Source organism: Streptomyces sp. A1277, assembly GCF_004795015.1.
In the GTDB taxonomy this organism is placed as follows: Bacteria; Actinomycetota; Actinomycetes; order Streptomycetales; family Streptomycetaceae; genus Streptomyces.
Genome location: NZ_SSBI01000026.1, coordinates 22,689 through 42,912, shown reverse-complemented (window position 1 = coordinate 42,912; position 20,224 = coordinate 22,689). Strand labels below are relative to the sequence as shown.

Sequence of the window (20,224 nt, the reverse complement as noted above, 5' to 3'; positions counted from 1 at the left end):
AGACCTTATGCACGACGACGCACAACACGACGACGGGCAGCACGGCGACGCGCGGCACGGGCCCCTTTCGGGCTTCACGGTCGGTGTCACCGCCGCGCGCCGGGCGGAGGAGCTGGACACGCTGCTGCGGCGCCGGGGCGCCACCGTGGCGCACGCCCCGGCCCTGCGGATCGTGCCGCTCGCCGACGACGGCGAACTGCTCGCCGCCACCGAGGAACTGATCGCCGACGCCCCGGACGTGGTCGTCGCGACCACCGCGATCGGCTTCCGGGGCTGGATCGAGGCCGCCGACGGCTGGGGCATCGGGGACCGGCTCCTGGAGACCCTGCGCGGCGTCGAACTCCTGGCGCGCGGCCCCAAGGTGAAAGGCGCGGTCCGCGCCGCCGGGCTGACCGAGGCATGGTCACCGGCGTCCGAGTCCATGGCGGAGGTGCTGGAACGGCTCCTCGCGGAAGGCGTCCGGGGCCGCCGCGTCGCCCTCCAGCTGCACGGCGAACCCCTCCCCGGCTTCGTGGAGTCGCTGCGCGAGGCGGGCGGCGAGGTCGTCGGCGTCCCCGTCTACCGCTGGATGCCGCCGGAGGACATCGCGCCCCTCGACCGCATCCTGGACCTCACCGTCGCGCGCGGCCTGGACGCGCTGACCTTCACCAGCGCCCCTGCCGCCGCCTCGCTGCTGGGCCGGGCAGAGAAGCGCGGGCTGCTGGCCGAGGTGGTGACCGCCCTGCGCGGCGACGTCGTACCCGCCTGCGTCGGCCCGGTCACCGCCGTGCCGTTGCAGGCGCGCGGCATCGACACCGTCCAGCCGGAACGCTTCCGGCTCGGCCCGCTCGTCCAGCTCATCTGCCGTGAACTGCCCGCCCGCGCCCGTACGCTGCCCGTCGCCGGCCACCGCGTCGAGATCCGCGGCCACGCCGTCCTGGTCGACGACGAGCTGCGCGCGGTGCCGCCCGCCGGGATGGCCCTGCTGCACACCCTGGCCCGCCGGCCCGGCTGGGTGGTCTCCCGCGCCGACCTGCTGCGCGCCCTGCCCGGCAGCGGTACGGACGAGCACGCGGTGGAGACGGCGATGGCCAGGCTGCGCACCGCGCTGGGGGCGCCCCGGCTGATCCAGACCGTGGTCAAGCGCGGCTACCGGCTGGCCCTGGACCCGGCGGCCGACGCCAAGTACGCCGGCTCCTGAGCGGGGCGCGCCGGTCGTCGCTGCGCCCGAGCGCGGGGGCGGCCGGCCGGCCGGCCCGGGTGGTGGTCATGGGTCCAGTGCGGCGGCGGGGCCGGGCCCGCTCCACAGCCGAGACGCGCAGCCGCCCACGCGAGCGTCCACGCCACCGGCCGCCCGGATAGCGTGCGGTCATGATCGATGACGTCCACCCGCTCGGCGCGGGGATACGGCTCCGCCCCACCACGATGGCCGACGCCGCTTCCCGCGCCGCCTCGCTGACCCGCAGCCGTGCGTACATGAAGCCCTGGGAGCCCGAGCGCCCCGAGTCCTTCTACACCGAGGAGGGACAGCGCGAGCGGCTGGCCGGACTCCTCGCGGACCGGGCGGCGGGGCGCGTGATGCCCTGGGTGCTGTGCGACGGCGAGGACCGGGCGGTCGGCGGGTTCAACCTCAACGCCGTGGCGCTCGGCCCGTTCCGCAGCGCGACCCTCGGCTACTGGGTGGACGTCGCGCACGCGGGCCGGGGCCTGGCGACGGCGGCGGTGCGGCTCATCTGCGAGCTGGCCCGGGACGAGCTGCGGCTGCACCGGATCGAGGCGGGCACGGTGCTGGACAACACGGCGTCCCAGCGGGTCCTCGCCAAGTGCGGGTTCGAGGAGTTCGGCATGGCGCCGGCTTACCTCCACATCGACGGCGAGTGGCGCGACCACCGGCTGTTCCAGCGCATCCTGCACGATGGTCCGGTGACGGGCGCGGAGGACTGAGGGCGGCGACAGTACGTGCCAGGCGTCGCCTGAGAGCGGCGAGAGTGCGTGCCAGGCGTCGCGGGCCCACGAAGATCCGCCGGACGGGGCCCTACGCCTCGCGCGTGTGGCGGTGGCCCTCGTCCTGGGCCCGCAGCCACTGGGCGCCCGCCGCCTCATCCGCCACGGGTGCGCGCGAGCCCGCCCGGATCGCCGGATCGCGGTAGGCGTCGAGCAGCGCCCCGAGATCGTCCGGCAGTCAGGGGCGGAGCACCAGGGAACCGGCCCGGAGCCGGGCATCGCGCGCATCGGCGTTCATCCGGTCATCGTACGAGGGGAGTTGGCGCGGCCGCCCCGGCACCGTCGGCGCGCCCCGGGGCCCCGTCACGCGATCGATATCCGGACGCGCCCCGCGCGGGCGGGGCGGCAGGTGCGCGAAGGCCCCCCGTCGCATAGGGTTGACGGCTGCCCAATGCACGTCAGAAGGGGGCCTCGGTGGCCGCGCAGGATGCCGCTGTCGATTCGTTGCGGGACCGGGAGATCGGTGTCGAGCAGGAACATCTCGACCGTGTGTACCACCGCCTTGAGGAGAAGATCCACGAGGCGGAATTTCTCATGAACGATGCCGTCAAACGCGGCCAGGTGGGGACGCCGGGGGCGCTCGCCGAGCGCGACGCCCAGGTGTTCCGCGCCGGAATCCACCTCAACCGGCTGAACAGCGAGTTCGAGGACTTCCTCTTCGGGAGGATCGACCTGCTGCTCGGCAAGGACGGCGAACGCGGCCCGGACGGCGCCTTCACCTCCGTCGAACCCGCCGACGACGTCGTACGCCCGGACGGCACCGCCGACATCGCCGAGACGCTGCACATCGGCCGCATCGGGGTCCTCGACTCCGACTACGCCCCGCTCGTCATCGACTGGCGCGCCCCGGCCGCCGCGCCGTTCTACCGCTCGACGCCCAAGGAGCCGGGCCGGGTGGTCCGCCGCCGCGTCATCCGCTCCAAGGGCCGCCGGGTCCTCGGCGTCGAGGACGACCTGATGCGCCCCGAGCTGACCGCGTACCTGGGCGGCGACAAGCTCCCGGTCGTCGGCGACGGCGCCCTGATGGCGGCGCTCGGGCAGGCCCGCAGCCACACCATGCGGGACATCGTCTCCTCCATCCAGGCCGAGCAGGACCTCGTGATCCGGGCGCCCGCCGCCTCCGTCACCGAGGTCTCCGGCGGCCCCGGCACCGGCAAGACCGCGGTCGCCCTGCACCGGGCCGCGTACCTGCTCTACCAGGACCGGCGGCGCTACGCGGGCGGCATCCTCGTCGTCTCGCCGACGCCGCTGCTGGTCGCGTACACCGAAGGCGTGCTGCCCTCGCTCGGCGAGGAGGGCCAGGTCGCGATCCGCGCCGTCGGCTCGCTCTCCGACGAGGCGGCGGGGCCCGAGGGCGCCACCGCCTACGACGAGCCGGCCGTCGCCCGGATCAAGGGCTCCTCGCGGATGCTCCCGGTGCTGCGCAAGGCGGCGCGCGGCGCGCTGGAGCAGCCCGCGGCCCGGCCGACCGCGTCCGGTGACGGGCAGCTGGAGTTCGGGGAGGAGGAGGCCCCGCAGCGGACCGGCACGCCCACCCGGCTGCGGGTGGTGGCCTTCGGCGCCCGCGTCGAGCTGCTGGAGGACGAGCTGCGGCGCATCCGCAACAACGTGCTCAGCGGCACCGCACCGGTCAACCTGCTGCGCCCGCGCGCCCGCCGGCTGCTGCTCGACGCGCTGTGGAACCGTTCCTCCGGCCGGGGCCGCTACACCGACCCCCAGCTGGCGGCCGAGCTGCGCTCCTCCTTCGACGAGGACGTGTCCACCGACACGCCGTTCCTCGCGTTCCTGGACGCCTGGTGGCCCGAGCTCACCCCGCGCGGGGTGCTCGCGGCGATGGCTGACGAGAAGCGGCTCGCCCGGTGGTCGCGGCGCACGCTGAACCAGGGCGAGGTGCGCCGGCTCGCGCGCTCCCTCAAGCGCCTGGACGAGGCGGGACAGGGGCCGCTCTCGGTCCATGACGTGGCGATCCTGGACGAGCTCCAGACGCTGCTCGGCACCCCCAGCCGCCCCAAGCGCAAGCGCGAGGCGGACCCGCTGGACCAGCTCACCGGCCTGGAGGAGCTGATGCCGAGGCGCGAGGAGACCCAGTGGGAGCGGGCCGAACGGCTCGCGGCCGAGCGCACGGAGTACGCCCACGTCATCGTGGACGAGGCGCAGGACCTCACGCCCATGCAGTGGCGGATGGTCGGCCGGCGCGGCCGGCACGCCACCTGGACGATCGTCGGGGACCCGGCCCAGTCCTCCTGGTCCGACCCGGACGAGGCGTCGGCCGCCCGTGACGAGGCGCTGGGCAACCGTCCGCGCCGGCACTTCACGTTGACGGTCAACTACCGCAACCCGGCGGAGATCGCCGAGCTGGCCGCGAGGGTGCTGGCGCTCGCGATGCCCGGCATGGAGTCCCCGGCGGCGGTCCGCTCCACGGGCGTGGTGCCGCGCTTCGAGACCGTGCGCGGCGGCGACCTGGCCGGCACCGTGCGCGAGGAGGCGCGGCGGCTGCTCGGCGAGGTGGACGGCACGGTCGGCGTCGTCGTGGCGATGAACCGGCGCGCGCAGGCCCGCGAGTGGCTCGCTGAGCTGGGCGAGCGGGTGGTGGCGCTGGGCAGCCTGGAGGCGAAGGGCCTGGAGTACGACGCCACGGTGGTCGTCTCGCCGGCGGAGATCGCGGACGAGTCCCCGGCGGGGCTGCGGGTGCTGTACGTGGCGCTGACCCGGGCGACGCAGCAGCTCACGGTGGTCTCGGGGGAGCGGGACCTGCCGGACGAGGACGGGGTGCCGGACCTGCTCAGGGACTGAGGCCCCGGGGCCGCTCGGTGGCCTTTCGCGGCCGACCCGCGCTGGGGGAATCACTTTTCCAGGTGGTTTGTTAGCCTGGTAGTGGCACCGGCTCGATCCAAGCCCCCGGGCCCAACCTTAGTCGCTTCGAGCGACCACTTGCCGCGAGGCGAGCATGGCGGGTCGGTGCCGTTCAACTGAAGAAGAGGCCCGCGTCACCTTCCGGTGGCGCGGGCCTCTTCGCGTTCCCGGGCCTCTTCACGCTCGCCTCTTCGCGTTCCCGGGCCTCTTCGCGCTCGCCTCTTCGCGTTCCCGGACAGGGGTTCCACTGCGCCCCCCACTTCTCGTATGGTGGAAAACAGTTTCCGCGCTGCGACAGTCATTAACGGCTACTCGTCGGTAGGTGCGAATATCGGAAGGCATGTCCGCTGCCGGGGGTTGCCCGGGTTTCGGACACGCATAGCAATGAAGCTAAGGAAAGCGAAGGACTCGGCCATGGCAACGGCGCCCAGCGTCTCGTACTCGATGACGGTCAGGCTGGAGGTGCCCGCGAGCGGCACAGCGGTCTCCCAGCTCACCACGGCCGTGGAGTCCTCCGGGGGTTCGGTCACCGGCCTCGACGTGACCGCTTCCGGCCACGAGAAGCTGCGGATCGACGTCACGATCGCGGCCTCCTCCACCGCGCACGCGGACGAGATCGTCGTGGGCCTGCGCGCCATCGAGGGCGTCGTCCTCGGCAAGGTCTCCGACCGTACGTTCCTCATGCACCTCGGCGGCAAGATCGAGATGGCGTCCAAGCACCCCATCCGCAACCGCGACGACCTCTCGATGATCTACACCCCCGGGGTGGCCCGGGTCTGCATGGCGATCGCCGAGAATCCCGAGGACGCCCGCCGCCTCACCATCAAGCGCAACTCCGTCGCAGTCGTGACGGACGGCTCCGCGGTGCTCGGCCTCGGCAACATCGGCCCCAAGGCCGCGCTGCCCGTGATGGAGGGCAAGGCGGCCCTCTTCAAGCGCTTCGCCGGCATCGACGCCTGGCCGATCTGCCTGGACACGCAGGACACCGACGCCATCGTGGAGGTCGTCAAGGCCATCGCGCCCGGCTTCGCGGGCATCAACCTGGAGGACATCTCCGCGCCGCGCTGCTTCGAGATCGAGGCCCGGCTGCGCGAGGCCCTGGACATCCCCGTCTTCCACGATGACCAGCACGGCACCGCCATCGTGGTCCTCGCCTCGCTGACCAACGCGCTGCGCGTGGTGGGCAAGGCGATCGGGGACGTGCGGGTCGTGATGTCGGGGGCCGGCGCGGCCGGTACGGCGATCCTCAAGCTCCTCATCGCCGCCGGCGTCAAGCACGCCGTGGTCGCCGACATCCACGGCGTGGTGCACTCGGGCCGCGAGGACCTGCGGTCCGCCGACCCCGACTCGCCGCTGTGCTGGATCGCCGACAACACCAACCCCGAGAACGTCACCGGCACCCTCAAGGAGGCCGTGGTCGGCGCGGACGTCTTCATCGGCGTCTCCGCCCCCAACGTGCTGGACGGCGACGACGTGGCGGCCATGGCGGACGGCGCGATCGTGTTCGCGCTCGCGAATCCGGACCCGGAGGTGGACCCGGCGATCGCCCGCCGCACCGCGGCGGTCGTCGCCACCGGCCGCTCCGACTTCCCCAACCAGATCAACAACGTGCTGGTCTTCCCCGGTGTCTTCCGCGGACTGCTGGACGCCCAGTCCCGCACCGTCAACACGGAGATGATGCTCGCCGCCGCCCGCGCCCTGGCCGGCGTGGTCGCCGAGGACGAGGTCAACGCGAACTACATCATCCCGTCGGTCTTCAACGACAAGGTCGCCGGAGCGGTAGCCGGGGCCGTCCGGGACGCCGCCAAGGCGGCCGGAGTCGCTGTGACGGGGCCCACGTCCGTCTGACGTACGGCGCGTCGCGGGTCGCGGTGCCCCAAACGCCCCTTTAGGGTGGGCGGGCGACGCGTCCCGCAGAGCCCCGCACCCGCTGCGGACGCTTTGGGGGAGTCGACGGGACGTCACCACGACGAGGCAGTGGCGCTTTTCGTACGGCTCCCGGAGGGTGCCGGATTGGCTTTCCCGCCGCAGGTGGGGGCAGGATGCTTCCTCAAGGACTACGTCCAGGGGAGACCCCACAGGGCGCGAGGTCTGGGACATCCGAAGGACAGACCCGGGTACGGGGACTGTCCGAGGGTCCTGGCAGCATCGGCTTCGATCTCACGCCTCACAGGCAAGAAGAACACGGGAGTAACAACATGAACCGCAGTGAGCTGGTGGCCGCCCTGGCCGACCGTGCCGAGGTGACCCGCAAGGACGCCGACGCCGTGCTGGCCGCGCTCGCCGAGACCGTCGGTGAGATCGTCGCCAAGGGCGACGAGAAGGTCACCATCCCCGGTTTCCTGACCTTCGAGCGCACCCACCGTGCCGCTCGCACCGCTCGTAACCCGCAGACCGGCGACCCGATCAACATCCCGGCCGGCTACAGCGTGAAGGTCTCCGCGGGCTCCAAGCTCAAGGAAGCCGCCAAGGGCAAGTAAGACCCCTGGGTACGACGGAGGGCGGTCACCCCGACCAGGGTGGCCGCCCTTCGGCATTCGGCTCGCCAGAGCCCTCAGCAGGCCGTGTGGCGGGCGACGGCGGTGTCCCGGAGGCCCGGGACCGGGGCCCCCGGAACAGCGCCGCTCAGACCAGTGAGCCGCCCGGCAGCTCCACCTTCGCGCCGAGCTTCTCCAGCTTGTCCATGAAGTTCTCGTAACCCCGGTTGATCAGGTCGATCCCGTGCACCCGGGACGTGCCCTGGGCCGCCAGCGCGGCGATCAGGTACGAGAAGCCGCCGCGCAGGTCCGGGATGACCAGGTCCGCGCCCTGGAGCTTCGTCGGGCCCGAGACGACCGCGGAGTGCAGGAAATTGCGCTGGCCGAAGCGGCAGTCCGAGCCGCCCAGGCACTCGCGGTAGAGCTGGATGTGCGCGCCCATCTGGTTCAGCGCGGAGGTGAAGCCGAGCCGGGACTCGTACACCGTCTCGTGCACGATCGACAGGCCCGCGGCCTGCGTCAGCGCCACGACCAGCGGCTGCTGCCAGTCGGTCTGGAAGCCGGGGTGCACGTCCGTCTCCAGCGCGATGGCGCTCAGCGCGCCGCCCGGGTGCCAGAAGCGGATGCCCTCGTCGTCGATCTCGAAGGCGCCGCCGACCTTGCGGTAGGTGTTCAGGAACGTCATCATCGAGCGCTGCTGGGCGCCCCGGACGTAGATGTTGCCCTCGGTCGCCAGCGCGGCGGACGCCCAGGAGGCGGCCTCCAGGCGGTCCGGGATGGCCCGGTGCGTATAGCCGTCGAGGCGGTCCACACCGGTGATCCGGATGGTCCGGTCGGTGTCCATCGAGATCATCGCGCCCATTTTCTGCAGGACGCAGATCAGGTCCTCGATCTCCGGCTCCACGGCCGCGTTGGACAGCTCCGTGACGCCCTCGGCGAGCACCGCAGTCAGCAGCACCTGCTCGGTGGAGCCCACCGACGGGTACGGCAGCCGGATCTTGGTGCCGCGCAGCCGCTGCGGGGCCTCCAGGTACTGCCCGTCCGCCCGCTTCTCGATCGTCGCGCCGAACTGGCGCAGCACGTCGAAGTGGAAGTCGATCGGCCGGCCGCCGATGTCGCAGCCGCCGAGCCCGGGGATGAACGCGTGGCCCAGGCGGTGCAGCAGCGGCCCGCAGAACAGGATCGGGATGCGCGACGAGCCGGCGTGGGCATCGATGTCGGCGACGTTCGCGCTCTCGACATGGGTGGGGTCCAGGACCAGTTCGCCCGGTTCGTCACCGGGGCGGACCGTCACCCCGTGCAGCTGGAGCAGCCCGCGCACGACCCGCACGTCACGGATGTCGGGCACGTTGCGCAGCCGGCTGGGCCCGCTGCCGAGCAGCGCGGCGACCATCGCCTTGGGCACCAGGTTCTTGGCGCCTCGGACGCGGATCTCGCCCTCCAGCGGGGTGCCGCCGTGGACAAGCAGGACATCGTCTGTGCCGGTCATGAATCTCGCGTTCCGGAGTGGTCGGGCAGGGGGCCAAACGAAAGGGTAATGGCCCCGCACCCCCCTTCCGTAAGGGAACGGGCGGTGTACGAACGTCGCGGAAGCCCCGAAACACGCTCTGCTGTGCGGCTCTTGCGGAGGGTCACCGTCCGGGTGGGCGGACCGGCCGTGCGCTCCTCATGCACCCGTGCGCCCTGAGCTGCGCTCGGGCACCGAGCGCGACGACCGGGTCACTTGGCCCCCGCGAGGTCCGAAGATGCGGGATCATTTCCGCCATGACCGAGGTGTCCTCGCTCACAGGGCGGCTGCTCGTGGCCGCGCCCGCCCTGGCGGACCCGAACTTCGACCGCGCGGTCGTGCTGCTCCTCGACCACGACGAGGAGGGCTCCCTCGGCGTGGTCCTCAACCGCCCCACCCCGGTGGGCGTCGCGGACATCCTGGCGGCCTGGGCCGGCCTGACCGGCGAGCCGGAGGTCGTCTTCCAGGGCGGCCCCGTCTCGCTCGACTCGGCGCTCGGCGTGGCGGTGATCCCGGGCGAAGAGGGGCCTTCCCCAAGCTCTCGGCTTCGCTCGAGCAGGGGAGACCCCATTGGCTGGCGCCGGGTGTACGGGGCGATCGGCCTGGTGGACCTGGAGGCGCCCCCCGAGCTGCTGGCCGCCGCCGTCGGATCGCTGCGGATCTTCGCGGGGTACGCGGGCTGGGGGCCGGGGCAGCTGGAGTCGGAGCTGTCCGAGGGCGCCTGGTACGTGGTCGAGTCGGAACCGGGAGACGTCTCGTCGCCGCGCCCGGAGGGCCTGTGGCGTGCGGTGCTGCGCCGCCAGCGCAGCGAACTGGCCATGATCGCCACGTATCCGGACGACCCTTCGCTGAACTGATGTCCCGTCTTTCAGTACGCTTGGCGGTTATGAGCACTCTTGAGCCCGAGCGCGGGGCAGGTACCGGAACCCTCGTGGAGCCGACGCCGCAGGTGTCGAACGGCGACGGCGACCACGAGCGCTACGCCCATTACGTCCAGAAGGACAAGATCATGGCGAGCGCCCTGGAGGGCACCCCCGTGGTCGCACTGTGCGGCAAGGTCTGGGTGCCGGGGCGCGACCCCAAGAAGTACCCGGTGTGCCCCATGTGCAAGGAGATCTACGAGTCCATGGGCGCCGGCGGCGACAAGGGCAAGGGCGGCAAGGACAAGAAGTAGGCGCAGCGGCCGGTACCGGCAAGAGCTGAACGACCCGGGAGAACCCCCGGGGCACGCGTCCGCGTGCCCCGGGGGTTCTCCGTCGTCCGGGGCCGGGTGCGTCCCGTTGCACGGGCTGCTCCGCCGGGTCACAGAGTGGTGGAGACCACTTGTCGCCGTCCGGGTCCGCACCTACTCTCCTGCCTGTTGTGCAGAACGAAACGAGCGTTGCGCATGCTGCAACGCCTACCGGTAGGGGTTCCCGGATGAAGCTTTCAGCCCGAATCGCCGCCCCGGCCGCGGCGCTCGTCCTGGCGGGCCTCACGGCCACCGCCTGCGCGCCGCAGACCTCCGACACCGGCGCCAAGGGGGACGAGAAGACCGGCACGCTGCGCGTCTGGCTGTTCCAGGAGGTCGGCAACAAGCCCAAGGAGAAGGTCGTCGACACCGCCGTCGCCGCCTTCAGGAAGGCGCACGAGGGCGCGAAGGTCGAGATCGAGTACATCCCGGTCGAGACCCGCGCCCAGCGCGTCAAGGCCGCCTTCAACGACCCGAAGAGCGCCCCCGACCTCATCGAGTACGGCAACACCGACACCGCCGGCTACGTCAAGGACGGCGGACTCGCCGACATCACGGCCGAGTTCGGCGCCTGGGCGGACGCCAAGGACACCGACCCGACCGCCAAGCAGTCCGTGACGGTCGACGGCAAGGTCTACGGGGCCCCGCTCTTCGTCGGCGTACGCGCGCTGTACTACCGCACCGACGTCTTCGATGACCTGGGCATCGAGGCGCCCAAGTCCCAGGCCGAGCTGATCTCCACCGCCAAGAAGATCCACAAGAAGAAGCCCGGCATGTACGGTCTCGCGGTCGGCGGCGCCTACACCTACGGCGCCATGCCGTTCATCTGGGCCAACGGCGGCGAACTGGCCGACCGGGACGGCTCCTCGTACAAGGCGGCCATCAACAGCGCGAAGGCCCGCAAGGGCATCGAGGCGTACACCTCGCTGTTCGGCGACAGCAACTGCCCGCCCGCCAAGTGCGCGGCCATGGGCGGCAACGCGACCGTCACCGCATTCGCCTCCGGCAAGGCCGCCATGGCCATCGGCGGCGACTTCAGCCACGCCGCCGTCGAGGCCGGCAGCGTCAAGGGCAAGTACGCGGTGGTGCCGCTGCCCGGCGTGACCGAGGGGTCCGTCGCCCCGGCGTTCGCGGGCGGCAACAACATCGGCGTGCTCAAGAGCAGCGAGCACCGCACCCTGGCCGTCGACCTGATGAAGGAGCTGACCGGCAAGGAGGCCCAGGCGCGGATGTTCGACGCGATGGGCTTCCTGCCGACCTACACCGACGTGCGGGCCGCCGCCGCCAAGCGCGAGCCGTTCGTCGAACCCTTCGTCAGGACGCTCGGCGCCGGCACCGAGTTCGTCCCCGCGTCCCCGGCCTGGGGGCAGATCGACTCCTCGCTGATCCTGCCCACGATGTTCCAGGAGATCGTCAGCGGCCGCAAGGACGTGGCGCGGGCCTCGGACGACGCCGCGAAGAAGATGGACGCGGCGTTCGCCGACGTGGGCTGACGATGACCGCGAACAGCACGGCGTACCAAGCGCCCCCCACCCCCGCGCCGGGCCGCCCCGCGCGCGGCCCGCGCCGCCGCCCGGTCTCACCGGCCCGGCGGCCGGGCTGGACCCCCTGGCTCTACCTGCTGCCCGCGCTCGTCCTGCTCGGCGGGCTGCTGGTCTACCCGATCTACCAACTGGGCCTGATCTCCTTCCTGGAGTACACCCAGGCCCAGGTCAGCGGCGGCGAACCGGCCACCTTCCAGGGCCTGGGCAACTACACCACGCTCTTCGGCGACAGCCAGTTCTGGCAGGTCCTCCTCGCCACCGTGGTCTTCGCCGCCGCCTGCGTCCTGGCCACCCTCTTCGTCGGCTGCGCCCTGGCCGTCCTGCTGACCCGGATACGGGCCGTGCCCCGGCTCGCGCTCATGATGGCCGCGCTCGGTGCCTGGGCGACGCCCGCGATCACCGGCTCCACCGTCTGGGTCTTCCTCTTCGACGCCGACTTCGGCCCCGTCAACCGGATCCTCGGCCTCGGCGACCACTCGTGGACGTACGGGCGCTACAGCGCCTTCACGCTGGTGCTCCTCGCAGTCCTGTGGTGCTCGTTCCCGTTCGTCATGGTGACCGTGTACGCGGGCATCCGGGCGATCCCCACCGAGGTGCTGGAGGCGGCCGCCCTGGACGGCGCCTCGCAGTGGCGGATCTGGCGGTCGGTCATGGCCCCGATGCTGCGGCCGATCCTGACCGTCGTCACCATCCAGTCGGTCATCTGGGACTTCAAGGTGTTCACGCAGATCTACGTCATGACCAACGGCGGCGGCATCGCCGGGCAGAACCTGGTGCTCAACGTGTACGCGTACCAGAAGGCGTTCGCGTCCTCGCAGTACAGCCTCGGTTCGGCGATCGGCGTCGTGATGCTGCTGATCCTGCTCGCCGTCACGCTCGTCTACCTGCGCCTCGTGCGGCGCCGTGGGGGAGGAACTGTGAGCCTGCCCAGCCTGTCGCGCGTCCGCCGGCCCGGCCGGCTCGCCGCCGAGGCGGCGGCCCTGCTGATCGCCGCCGCCGTCGCCTTCCCGCTCTACTGGATGGTGCTCTCCGCCTTCAAACCGGCGGGCGAGGTCCAGTCCACGCACCCCAGGCCCTGGACCCTGTCGCCGTCCCTGGACTCCTTCCGGCGGGTCTTCCAGCAGCAGGACTTCGGGCGCTACTTCCTCAACAGCCTGCTCGTCGCCGGCACGGTCGTCGTCGCCTCCGCGCTCATCGCCTTCCTGGCGGCGACCGCGGTCACCCGGTTCCGCTTCCGCTTCCGCACCACGCTGCTGATCATGTTCCTGGTGGCGCAGATGGTGCCGGTCGAGGCGCTGACCATCCCGCTGTTCTTCCTGATGCGGGACTTCGGTCAGCTGAACACGCTCGGCTCGCTGATCCTGCCGCACCTGGCCTTCTCGCTGCCGTTCGCCATCTGGATGCTGCGCGGCTTCGTACGGGCCGTGCCCGAGGCCCTGGAGGAGGCCGCGTACATCGACGGGGCGAGCCGCACCCGCTTCCTGTGGCAGATCCTCTTCCCGCTGGTCTTCCCCGGCCTCGTCGCGACCAGCGTCTTCTCGTTCATCTCCACCTGGAACGACTTCCTGTTCGCGAAGTCCTTCATCATCAGCGACACCTCCCAGTCGACGCTCCCGATGGCGCTGCTGGTCTTCTTCAAACCCGACGAGAACGACTGGGGCGGGATCATGGCAGCCTCGACGGTGATGACCGTGCCCGTGCTGGTCTTCTTCGTACTCGTACAGCGACGCCTGGTCTCCGGACTCGGCGGAGCGGTTAAGGACTGACGTCATGGACATGGAACTGATCCCGGCGCCCCTGCGCGCCGACGACCGGGGACGGTGCGGATTCGTCCTCGATCCGTCCACCACCATCGCGGCGGCCCCCGGAACCGCGACCACCGAACGCTGGCTGCGCACCACCCTGGGCGCCGCCTTCGGCCTGCCCCTGGCCCCCGGCACCGACACCACCCCGCGCGCGATCGTCCTGCGTACCGACGAAACCCTGGCGCCCGAGGGCTACCGGCTGACCACCCGGCCCGACGAGAGCGTCGTCATCACCGGCGGCAGCCCCGCCGGGGTCTTCTGGGGCGCCCAGACCCTGCGCCAGCTGCTCGGCCCCGAGGCATTCCGCCGGGCGCCCGTCGGCGACGCCACGACGACCGGTTTCGGGTCCGCCGACATCGAGGACGCGCCCCGCTTCGGCTGGCGCGGCCTGATGCTCGACGTGGCACGGCACTTCATGCCCAAGGACGACGTCCTGCGCTACCTCGACCTGCTCGCCGCCCACAAGCTGAACGTCTTCCACTTCCACCTCAGCGACGACCAGGGCTGGCGCGTCGAGATCAAGCGCTACCCGCGCCTGACCGAGGTGGGCGCCTGGCGGGCGCGCACGAAGTACGGCCACCGCGCATCCGAGCTCTGGGACGAGACGCCGCACGGCGGTTACTACACCCAGGACGACATCCGCGAGATCGTGGCCTACGCCGCCGCCCGGCACATCCGGGTCGTCCCCGAGATCGACGTCCCGGGCCACTCGCAGGCCGCCATCAGCGCCTACCCGGAGCTCGGCAACACCGACGTCGTCGACACCGCCGCCCTCACCGTCTGGGACAACTGGGGCGTCACCCCGAACGTCCTGGCCCCCACCGACCACGTCCTGCGGTTCTACGAGGGCGTCTTCGAGGAACTCCTCGGCCTCTTCCCGCCGGAGACCTCGCCGTTCGTCCACATCGGCGGCGACGAGTGCCCCAAGGACCAGTGGAGGCAGTCGCCCACGGCGCAGGCCCGCATCAAGGAGCTCGGCCTCGCCGACGAGGACGAGCTGCAGTCCTGGTTCATCCGCCACTTCGACACCTGGCTCACCGCGCGCGGCCGCCGCCTCATCGGCTGGGACGAGATCCTGGAGGGCGGCCTCGCCCCCGGCGCCGCCGTCTCCTCCTGGCGCGGGTACGCCGGCGGCATCGCGGCCGCCGAGGCCGGGCACGACGTGGTGATGTGCCCCGAGCAGCAGGTGTACCTGGACCACCGTCAACACGGCGGTCCCGACGAGCCGATGCCCATCGGGTACGTCCGCACCCTGGAGGACGTCTACCGCTTCGAACCCGTGCCGCCGGCCCTGAGCGAGGAGGCCGCCCGGCACGTCCTCGGGACCCAGGGCAACGTCTGGTCCGAGGTCATGCAGAACCGCTCCCGCGTCGACTACCAGGTCTTCCCCCGCCTCGCGGCCCTCGCCGAGGTCGCCTGGTCGGCCCTGCCCGCCCCCGCCGAGCGGGACTTCGCCGGTTTCGAGCGCCGGATGAACGCGCACTACGCCCGGCTCGACGCGCTCGGCGTCGGCTACCGGCCGCCGTCCGGCCCGCTGCCCTGGCAGAAGCGCCCCGGCATCCTCGGACGCCCGATCGAGGGAGCACCCCCGAACGTGTGAGCCCGGCCGCAACCCCCTCTCCCGCCACCACGGTCCCTGCGACCGTGGTGGCGGCGCCGTTCCACGGGGCGCCGCTCGGAACGGAGAAAGCCGTACGGGCATGCAGAAGACCGGCAAAGGGCACGCACCGCCGAACAGGCGGGAAACCGGGACCATTACCCTGACCGGGGACGGATGCTCCCTTCGCGGACCTGCGCGTCGGGCCGGTTGGAAGATGTGCCAGAGTTGCCACGTCCGGGCTTCGAGCACGTACCGTACGGCGAAACAGGCGGGAGCGCCGGGACACCGGGAAGGGGCAGCTGGGTTGACCACGCACGCACCGCAGGCGACGCAGTCCGTCACGCTGCCTGCCTCGCTGGACGAGGCCGTGGCGGCACTCGGCGCCATGCCGGCCGCCGTCCCCGTGGCAGGCGGCACGGACCTGATGTCGGCCGTCAACAAGGGGCTCCTGCGCCCCTCCGGCCTGGTCGGTCTCGGCCGGATCAGCGAGCTGCGCGGCTGGCACTACCAGGACGGCCACGCGCTGCTGGGCGCCGGCCTGACCCACGCCCGCATGGGACGGCCCGACTTCGCCGCCCTCATCCCCGCGCTCGCCGCGTCCGCGCGCGCCGCGGGCCCCCCGCAGATCCGCAACGCCGGCACGCTCGGCGGCAACATCGCGACCGCCGCCCCGACCGGCGACGCGCTGCCGGTGCTCGCCGCGCTGGAGGCCGAACTCGTCATCGCGGGCCCCGGCGGCGCCCGCCGCGAGATCCCGGTCTCCCACCTGCTGGCCGGCCGCGAGATGCTGGAGCCCGCCGAGCTGATCGGCTTCGTCCGGGTACCGCTGCTGCACGCCCCGCAGGTCTTCCTCAAGGCCACCGGCCGCACCGGCCCGGGCCGAGCCACCGCATCCGTCGCGATCGTCCTCGACCCGGCCAGGCGCGGGGTGCGCTGCGCGGTCGGCGCCATCGCGCCGATGCCGCTGCGCCCGCTGGAGGCCGAGCGCTGGATCGCCTCGCTGATCGACTGGGACGGGGCGCGGGGCCTGGCGCCCGACGCGCTGGCCGCCTTCGGCGAGTACGTCGCGGCCGCCTGCATCCCGGACCAGGAACCACCCGCCGACGGGGGCCAGGCACCGCCGCTGTCCCCCGCCGTTCTGCACCTGCGGCGCACCGTCGCCGCGCTGGCCCGACGCGCACTGGGGAGGGCACTGTCGTGAGCAAGGAGAACCCCGCCGAGCAGCACGGCGGCTGGGAGCCGACCCCGCAGGGCGGCGAGTACGACGGCGAGGCGACCGCCTTCGTCCACCTGCCGCCGGAGGACCTGGCGGACATCCCGCTGGCCGCGCCCGGCCACGGGTACGTGCCGCCGATGATCCTGCCGCTGACCCCCGCCGCCGGGCTCGACCCGGCCGCCACCGGCAACTGGGTCGTGCAGACCCCGGAGCCGCGGGCCGACCAGCACGAGCACGGCACGCGGGCGGAGCAGCCGGCGCCCGACGCGGTGCACTGGCCCGACCCGAACCAGCAGTCCGGCTACGGCTACCCGCACCCCGGGACGCAGCAGCACCCGAGTCCGTACCAGGAGCCGTACGCCGCCGACCCGGCCGCCACCGGCCAGTGGCCCGCCGACACCTCGGCGCCCTGGCCGCCCGCCCCGGCCGGCGAGCTGTCCGACGACTCCGGCGAGCTCTACACCGCCCCGCCCGCCGCCGACTGGTACGCGGACCGCCCGGCGACCCTGCCGGGCGGCGCGGCCGCCCCGTGGGCGACGTGGGAACCGGAGGCCCGGACCCCGGCGGTTGAGCCCTCGGCGGCGGAGGCCCCGGCGGCGGAGGCCCCGGCCGGGGAGCCCTCGGCTGCGGAACTTCCGGCCGTGGAGCTCCCGGCCGTGGAGCCGGAACCGGAAGCGGAAGCGGAAGCGGAACAGCCTGCCGAGGCCGGTCCCGAGGCCGGTCCCGAAGCCGTGCCCGAGGCCGTCGCGGACGCCCCCGCAGAGGTCCCCGAGGACGCCCCCGAGGACGCCCCCGAGGCGCGGCCCTCCGCCGATGAGCAGCCCGGCGCCGAGCAGGCGGCCCCCGTACCGGCGGGCGAGGACGTGCTCCCGGACCCCGGACCGGAACCCGCCGCGGAGGCGTCCGACGCGCCGCCCGCCGCCGGGCCCGCGCTGCCCAGCGAGCACCCCGCCGCCTCGTACACGCTGCATGTCAACGGCGTGGACCGGCCCGTCACCGACGCCTGGATCGGCGAGTCGCTGCTCTACGTGCTGCGCGAGCGCCTCGGCCTCGCCGGTGCGAAGGACGGCTGCTCGCAGGGCGAGTGCGGGGCGTGCAACGTCCAGGTGGACGGCCGCCTCGTCGCCTCCTGCCTGGTCCCGGCCGCCACGACGGCGGGCAGCGAGGTCCGTACGGTCGAGGGCCTGGCCGTCGACGGCGAACCCTCCGACGTGCAGCGGGCGCTGGCCTCCTGCGGGGCCGTCCAGTGCGGCTTCTGCATCCCCGGCATGGCGATGACCGTCCACGACCTCCTGGAGGGCAACCACGCCCCCAGCGAACTGGAGACCCGCCGGGCGCTGTGCGGCAACCTCTGCCGCTGCTCCGGCTACCGGGGCGTCCTGGACGCCGTCAACGAGGTCATCGCGGGCCGCGAGGCCGCCGCCGAAGCGGCCGCGCCCCCCGCGCCGGAAGCGGAACCGGACGAGGCCCGCATCCCGCACCAGGCGGCCCCCGGCGCGGGTAGTGTGCAGGCCCACCAGCAGGACGGAGGCATGGCGTGAGCAACGACGCGGCCACGGCGATCAGCATCCCGTCACTGGACGGCCCGGGCGGCCCCGCGGCCGAGCGGCCGCTGCTGGGCATCGGAGCCTCGCTGCCGCCGGCCGACTCCCGCGCCAAGACCGAGGGCACCTTCCCGTACGCCGCCGACCTGTGGGCCGAGGGCCTGCTCTGGGCGGCCGTCCTGCGCTCCCCGCACGCGCACGCCCGCATCCTGTCCATCGACACCTCGGCCGCCGCCGAGATGCCCGGCGTACGCGCGGTCGTGACCCACGAGGACGTTCCCGGCGAGGCCCTGTACGGCCGCAAGGTCGTGGACCGCCCGGTCTTCGCCTCCGACCTGGTCCGCCACCACGGCGAGCCGATCGCCGCCGTCGCCGCCGACCACCCGGACACCGCCCGGCTGGCCGCCGCAGCCATCGCCGTCGAGTACGAGGTGCTGGAAGCGGTCACCGACCCGGAGAAGGCGTTCGCCGCCGAACCGCTGCACCCCGACGGCAACCTGATCCGCCACATCCCGCTGCGCTACGGCGACCCGGAGGCGGCCGGCGAGGTCGTCGTGGAGGGCCTGTACCGCATCGGCCGCCAGGACCCGGCCCCGATCGGCGCCGAGGCCGGGCTCGCCGTGCCCCGGCCGAACGGAGGCGTGGAGCTCTACACCGCCTCCACCGACCCGCACACCGACCGCGACCTCGCCGCCGCCTGCTTCGGCCTCGAACCGGACCGGGTCAAGGTCGTCGTCACCGGCGTGCCCGGCGCGACCGGCGACCGCGAGGACCCCGCCTTCCAGCTGCCGCTCGGCCTGCTCGCCCTGCGCACCGGCTGCCCGGTCAAGCTGGCCGCCACCCGCGAGGAGTCCTTCCTCGGCCACGCCCACCGCCACCCGACCCTGCTGCGCTACCGCCACCACGCGGACGCCGAGGGCCGCCTGGTCAAGGTCGAGGCCCAGATCCTGCTGGACGCGGGCGCCTACGCGGACGCCTCATCGGAGTCGCTGGCCGCCGCGGTCGCCTTCGCCTGCGGCCCGTACGTCGTCCCGCACGCCTTCATCGAGGGCTGGGCCGTCCGCACGAACAACCCGCCCTCCGGCCATGTCCGGGGCGAGGGCGCGATGCAGGTCTGCGCCGCCTACGAGGGCCAGATGGACAAGCTGGCCGCCAAGCTGTCCATCGACCCGGCCGAGCTGCGGCTGCGCAACGCCCTGTCCACCGGCGACATCCTGCCCACCGGCCAGACCGTGACCTGCCCCGCCCCCGTCGCCGAACTGCTCGGCGCGGTACGGGACTTCCCGCTGCCCTCGCTGCCCAAGGACGCCCCGCAGGACGACTGGCTGCTGCCGGGCGGCCCCGAGGGCGCGGGCGAACCGGGCGCGGTGCGGCGGGGCGTCGGGTACGCGCTCGGCATGGTCCACATGCTCGGCGCGGAGGGCGCCGACGAGGTGTCCACGGCCACGGTCCGGGTCCACGACTCGGTCGCCACCGTCATCTGCGCGGCCGTCGAGACGGGCCAGGGCTTCACCACGCTGGCCCGCCAGGTCGTCCAGGAGACCCTGGGCGTCGAGGAGGTCCACGTCGCCTCCGTCGACACCGACCAGCCCCCGGCGGGAGCGGCCACCCACGGGCGCCACACCTGGGTCTCCGCCGGCGCCGTCGAACGCGCCGCGAAGATGGTCCGCACCCAGCTCCTCCAGCCGCTGGCCCACAAGTTCGGCATGTCCACCGAACTGCTCCAGATCGCCGACGGCAAGATCACCTCGTACGACGGGGTGCTCTCCACGACCGTCACGGAGGCGCTGGACGGCAAGGAGCTCTGGGCCACCGCCCAGTGCCGCCCCCACCCCACCGAACCGCTGGACGAGTCCGGCCAGGGCGACGCCTTCGTCGGCCTCGCGTTCTGCGCGGTCCGCGCGGTGGTGGACGTCGACATCGAGCTCGGCTCGGTCCGGGTGGTCGAGATGGCGGTCGCCCAGGACGTCGGCCGCGTCCTCAACCCCTCCCAGCTGGCGACCCGCATCGAGGCGGGCGTCACCCAGGGCATCGGCGCCGCCCTCACGGAGAACCTCCGCACCGCCCGCGGCCTGGTCCGCCACCCCGACCTCACCGGGTACGCCCTGCCGACCGCGCTGGACACCCCGGATATCCGCATCGTCAAACTGATCGAGGAGCGCGACGTGATCGCCCCCTTCGGCGCCAAGCCCGCCTCCGCGGTCCCGGTCGTCACCTCCCCGGCCGCGGTCGCCGCCGCGGTCCGCGCGGCAACGGGCCGCCCGGTCAACCGCCTCCCGATCCGGCCGCAGGCGGCGGTGGCGGCGCCGAAGGGCTGAGCCGCCCCGCACACGACACCGCCCGCCCCTCGTCGCGAGGGGCGGGCGGTGGTGTGGAGACCGTGACCGGATTCGAACCGGTGTAACTCGAGTTGCAGTCGAGCCCCTGAGCCTCTCGGGCACACGGTCCTGCGTGGCGTCGCTGA

At 73.0% G+C, this 20,224-nt stretch carries 14 protein-coding genes, 1 tRNA gene and 1 pseudogene; 14 read left to right on the top strand and 2 right to left on the bottom strand.

Going from position 1 to position 20,224, the window contains the following annotated elements:
- Positions 1 to 7: 7 nt before the first annotated feature.
- The 5 genes from E6R18_RS18910 (at position 8) to E6R18_RS18885 (ending at position 7,316) form a co-directional block, all read left to right on the top strand.
- On the top strand, positions 8 to 1,180 hold the full coding sequence (locus tag E6R18_RS18910; RefSeq protein WP_136318075.1) for a uroporphyrinogen-III synthase: 1,173 nt from the start codon (positions 8 to 10) through the stop codon (positions 1,178 to 1,180).
- A gap of 170 nt (positions 1,181 to 1,350) precedes the next feature.
- Positions 1,351 to 1,923, top strand: coding sequence for a GNAT family protein (locus E6R18_RS18905; RefSeq protein WP_136318074.1), 573 nt, complete (start codon positions 1,351 to 1,353; stop codon positions 1,921 to 1,923).
- Positions 1,924 to 2,397: 474 nt separating this feature from the next.
- A complete protein-coding gene (locus E6R18_RS18895; RefSeq protein ID WP_136318073.1) occupies positions 2,398 to 4,776 on the top strand; it encodes a UvrD-helicase domain-containing protein in 2,379 nt (792 codons plus the stop codon).
- Between the two features lie 474 nt (positions 4,777 to 5,250).
- The gene (locus tag E6R18_RS18890) at positions 5,251 to 6,684 is read left to right on the top strand and encodes an NAD-dependent malic enzyme (RefSeq protein WP_136318072.1); all 1,434 of its coding nucleotides are present in this window, start codon (positions 5,251 to 5,253) and stop codon (positions 6,682 to 6,684) included.
- A gap of 350 nt (positions 6,685 to 7,034) precedes the next feature.
- Entirely contained in the window at positions 7,035 to 7,316 is a 282-nt protein-coding gene (locus tag E6R18_RS18885) for an HU family DNA-binding protein (protein WP_003968811.1), read from the top strand.
- Between the two features lie 145 nt (positions 7,317 to 7,461).
- Here the strand turns inward: E6R18_RS18885 and murA are convergent, their stop codons facing one another.
- Positions 7,462 to 8,802: a UDP-N-acetylglucosamine 1-carboxyvinyltransferase gene (gene murA / locus E6R18_RS18880; RefSeq protein ID WP_136318071.1), complete on the bottom strand. Its 1,341-nt coding sequence runs from the start codon at positions 8,800 to 8,802 to the stop codon at positions 7,462 to 7,464.
- Positions 8,803 to 9,077: 275 nt separating this feature from the next.
- On the opposite strand from murA, the gene E6R18_RS18875 reads away from it, so the two are divergent.
- The 9 genes and pseudogenes from E6R18_RS18875 to E6R18_RS18840 all read left to right on the top strand — a co-directional run bounded on the left by E6R18_RS18875 (position 9,078) and on the right by E6R18_RS18840 (position 20,078).
- On the top strand, positions 9,078 to 9,677 hold the full coding sequence (locus E6R18_RS18875; RefSeq protein ID WP_136318070.1) for a YqgE/AlgH family protein: 600 nt from the start codon (positions 9,078 to 9,080) through the stop codon (positions 9,675 to 9,677).
- 29 nt (positions 9,678 to 9,706) lie between these two features.
- Positions 9,707 to 9,994 (top strand): DUF3039 domain-containing protein, encoded by a 288-nt coding sequence (locus E6R18_RS18870; RefSeq protein ID WP_026171211.1) that lies wholly within the window; start codon positions 9,707 to 9,709, stop codon positions 9,992 to 9,994.
- A 245-nt stretch (positions 9,995 to 10,239) separates the two neighbouring features.
- On the top strand, positions 10,240 to 11,544 hold the full coding sequence (locus E6R18_RS18865; protein WP_136318069.1) for an extracellular solute-binding protein: 1,305 nt from the start codon (positions 10,240 to 10,242) through the stop codon (positions 11,542 to 11,544).
- 2 nt (positions 11,545 to 11,546) lie between these two features.
- Positions 11,547 to 12,503: pseudogene (locus tag E6R18_RS34435) on the top strand (sugar ABC transporter permease); the annotation flags it as partial.
- A gap of 9 nt (positions 12,504 to 12,512) precedes the next feature.
- Entirely contained in the window at positions 12,513 to 13,361 is an 849-nt protein-coding gene (locus tag E6R18_RS34430) for a carbohydrate ABC transporter permease (RefSeq protein WP_206308319.1), read from the top strand.
- A gap of 4 nt (positions 13,362 to 13,365) precedes the next feature.
- Positions 13,366 to 15,000, top strand: a complete 1,635-nt coding sequence (locus tag E6R18_RS18855; RefSeq protein ID WP_136318067.1) for a beta-N-acetylhexosaminidase — start codon at positions 13,366 to 13,368, stop codon at positions 14,998 to 15,000.
- A 304-nt stretch (positions 15,001 to 15,304) separates the two neighbouring features.
- Positions 15,305 to 16,201, top strand: coding sequence for an FAD binding domain-containing protein (locus E6R18_RS18850; protein ID WP_136318066.1), 897 nt, complete (start codon positions 15,305 to 15,307; stop codon positions 16,199 to 16,201).
- On the top strand, positions 16,198 to 17,757 hold the full coding sequence (locus E6R18_RS18845) for a 2Fe-2S iron-sulfur cluster-binding protein (RefSeq protein ID WP_136318065.1): 1,560 nt from the start codon (positions 16,198 to 16,200) through the stop codon (positions 17,755 to 17,757). The genes E6R18_RS18850 and E6R18_RS18845 overlap by 4 nt, the downstream gene beginning before the upstream one ends.
- Positions 17,754 to 20,078: a xanthine dehydrogenase family protein molybdopterin-binding subunit gene (locus E6R18_RS18840; RefSeq protein ID WP_136318064.1), complete on the top strand. Its 2,325-nt coding sequence runs from the start codon at positions 17,754 to 17,756 to the stop codon at positions 20,076 to 20,078. Before E6R18_RS18845 ends, E6R18_RS18840 begins: the two co-directional genes overlap by 4 nt.
- Before the next feature lie 54 nt (positions 20,079 to 20,132).
- Here the strand turns inward: E6R18_RS18840 and E6R18_RS18835 are convergent.
- Positions 20,133 to 20,207: transfer RNA gene (locus E6R18_RS18835), tRNA-Cys, on the bottom strand.
- Positions 20,208 to 20,224: the final 17 nt, after the last annotated feature.

What these genes read in the sequence shown, in the direction of transcription:
- E6R18_RS18875 (WP_136318070.1), top strand. Translation starts at nt 9,078, where the DNA reads ATGACCGAGGTGTCCTCGCTCACAGGGCGGCTGCTCGTGGCCGCGCCC.
- E6R18_RS18910 (WP_136318075.1), top strand. Translation starts at nt 8, where the DNA reads ATGCACGACGACGCACAACACGACGACGGGCAGCACGGCGACGCGCGG.
- E6R18_RS18905 (WP_136318074.1), top strand. Translation starts at nt 1,351, where the DNA reads ATGATCGATGACGTCCACCCGCTCGGCGCGGGGATACGGCTCCGCCCC.
- E6R18_RS18865 (WP_136318069.1), top strand. Translation starts at nt 10,240, where the DNA reads ATGAAGCTTTCAGCCCGAATCGCCGCCCCGGCCGCGGCGCTCGTCCTG.
- E6R18_RS18855 (WP_136318067.1), top strand. Translation starts at nt 13,366, where the DNA reads ATGGACATGGAACTGATCCCGGCGCCCCTGCGCGCCGACGACCGGGGA.
- murA (WP_136318071.1), bottom strand. Translation starts at nt 8,802, where the DNA reads ATGACCGGCACAGACGATGTCCTGCTTGTCCACGGCGGCACCCCGCTG.
- E6R18_RS18890 (WP_136318072.1), top strand. Translation starts at nt 5,251, where the DNA reads ATGGCAACGGCGCCCAGCGTCTCGTACTCGATGACGGTCAGGCTGGAG.
- E6R18_RS18870 (WP_026171211.1), top strand. Translation starts at nt 9,707, where the DNA reads ATGAGCACTCTTGAGCCCGAGCGCGGGGCAGGTACCGGAACCCTCGTG.
- E6R18_RS18885 (WP_003968811.1), top strand. Translation starts at nt 7,035, where the DNA reads ATGAACCGCAGTGAGCTGGTGGCCGCCCTGGCCGACCGTGCCGAGGTG.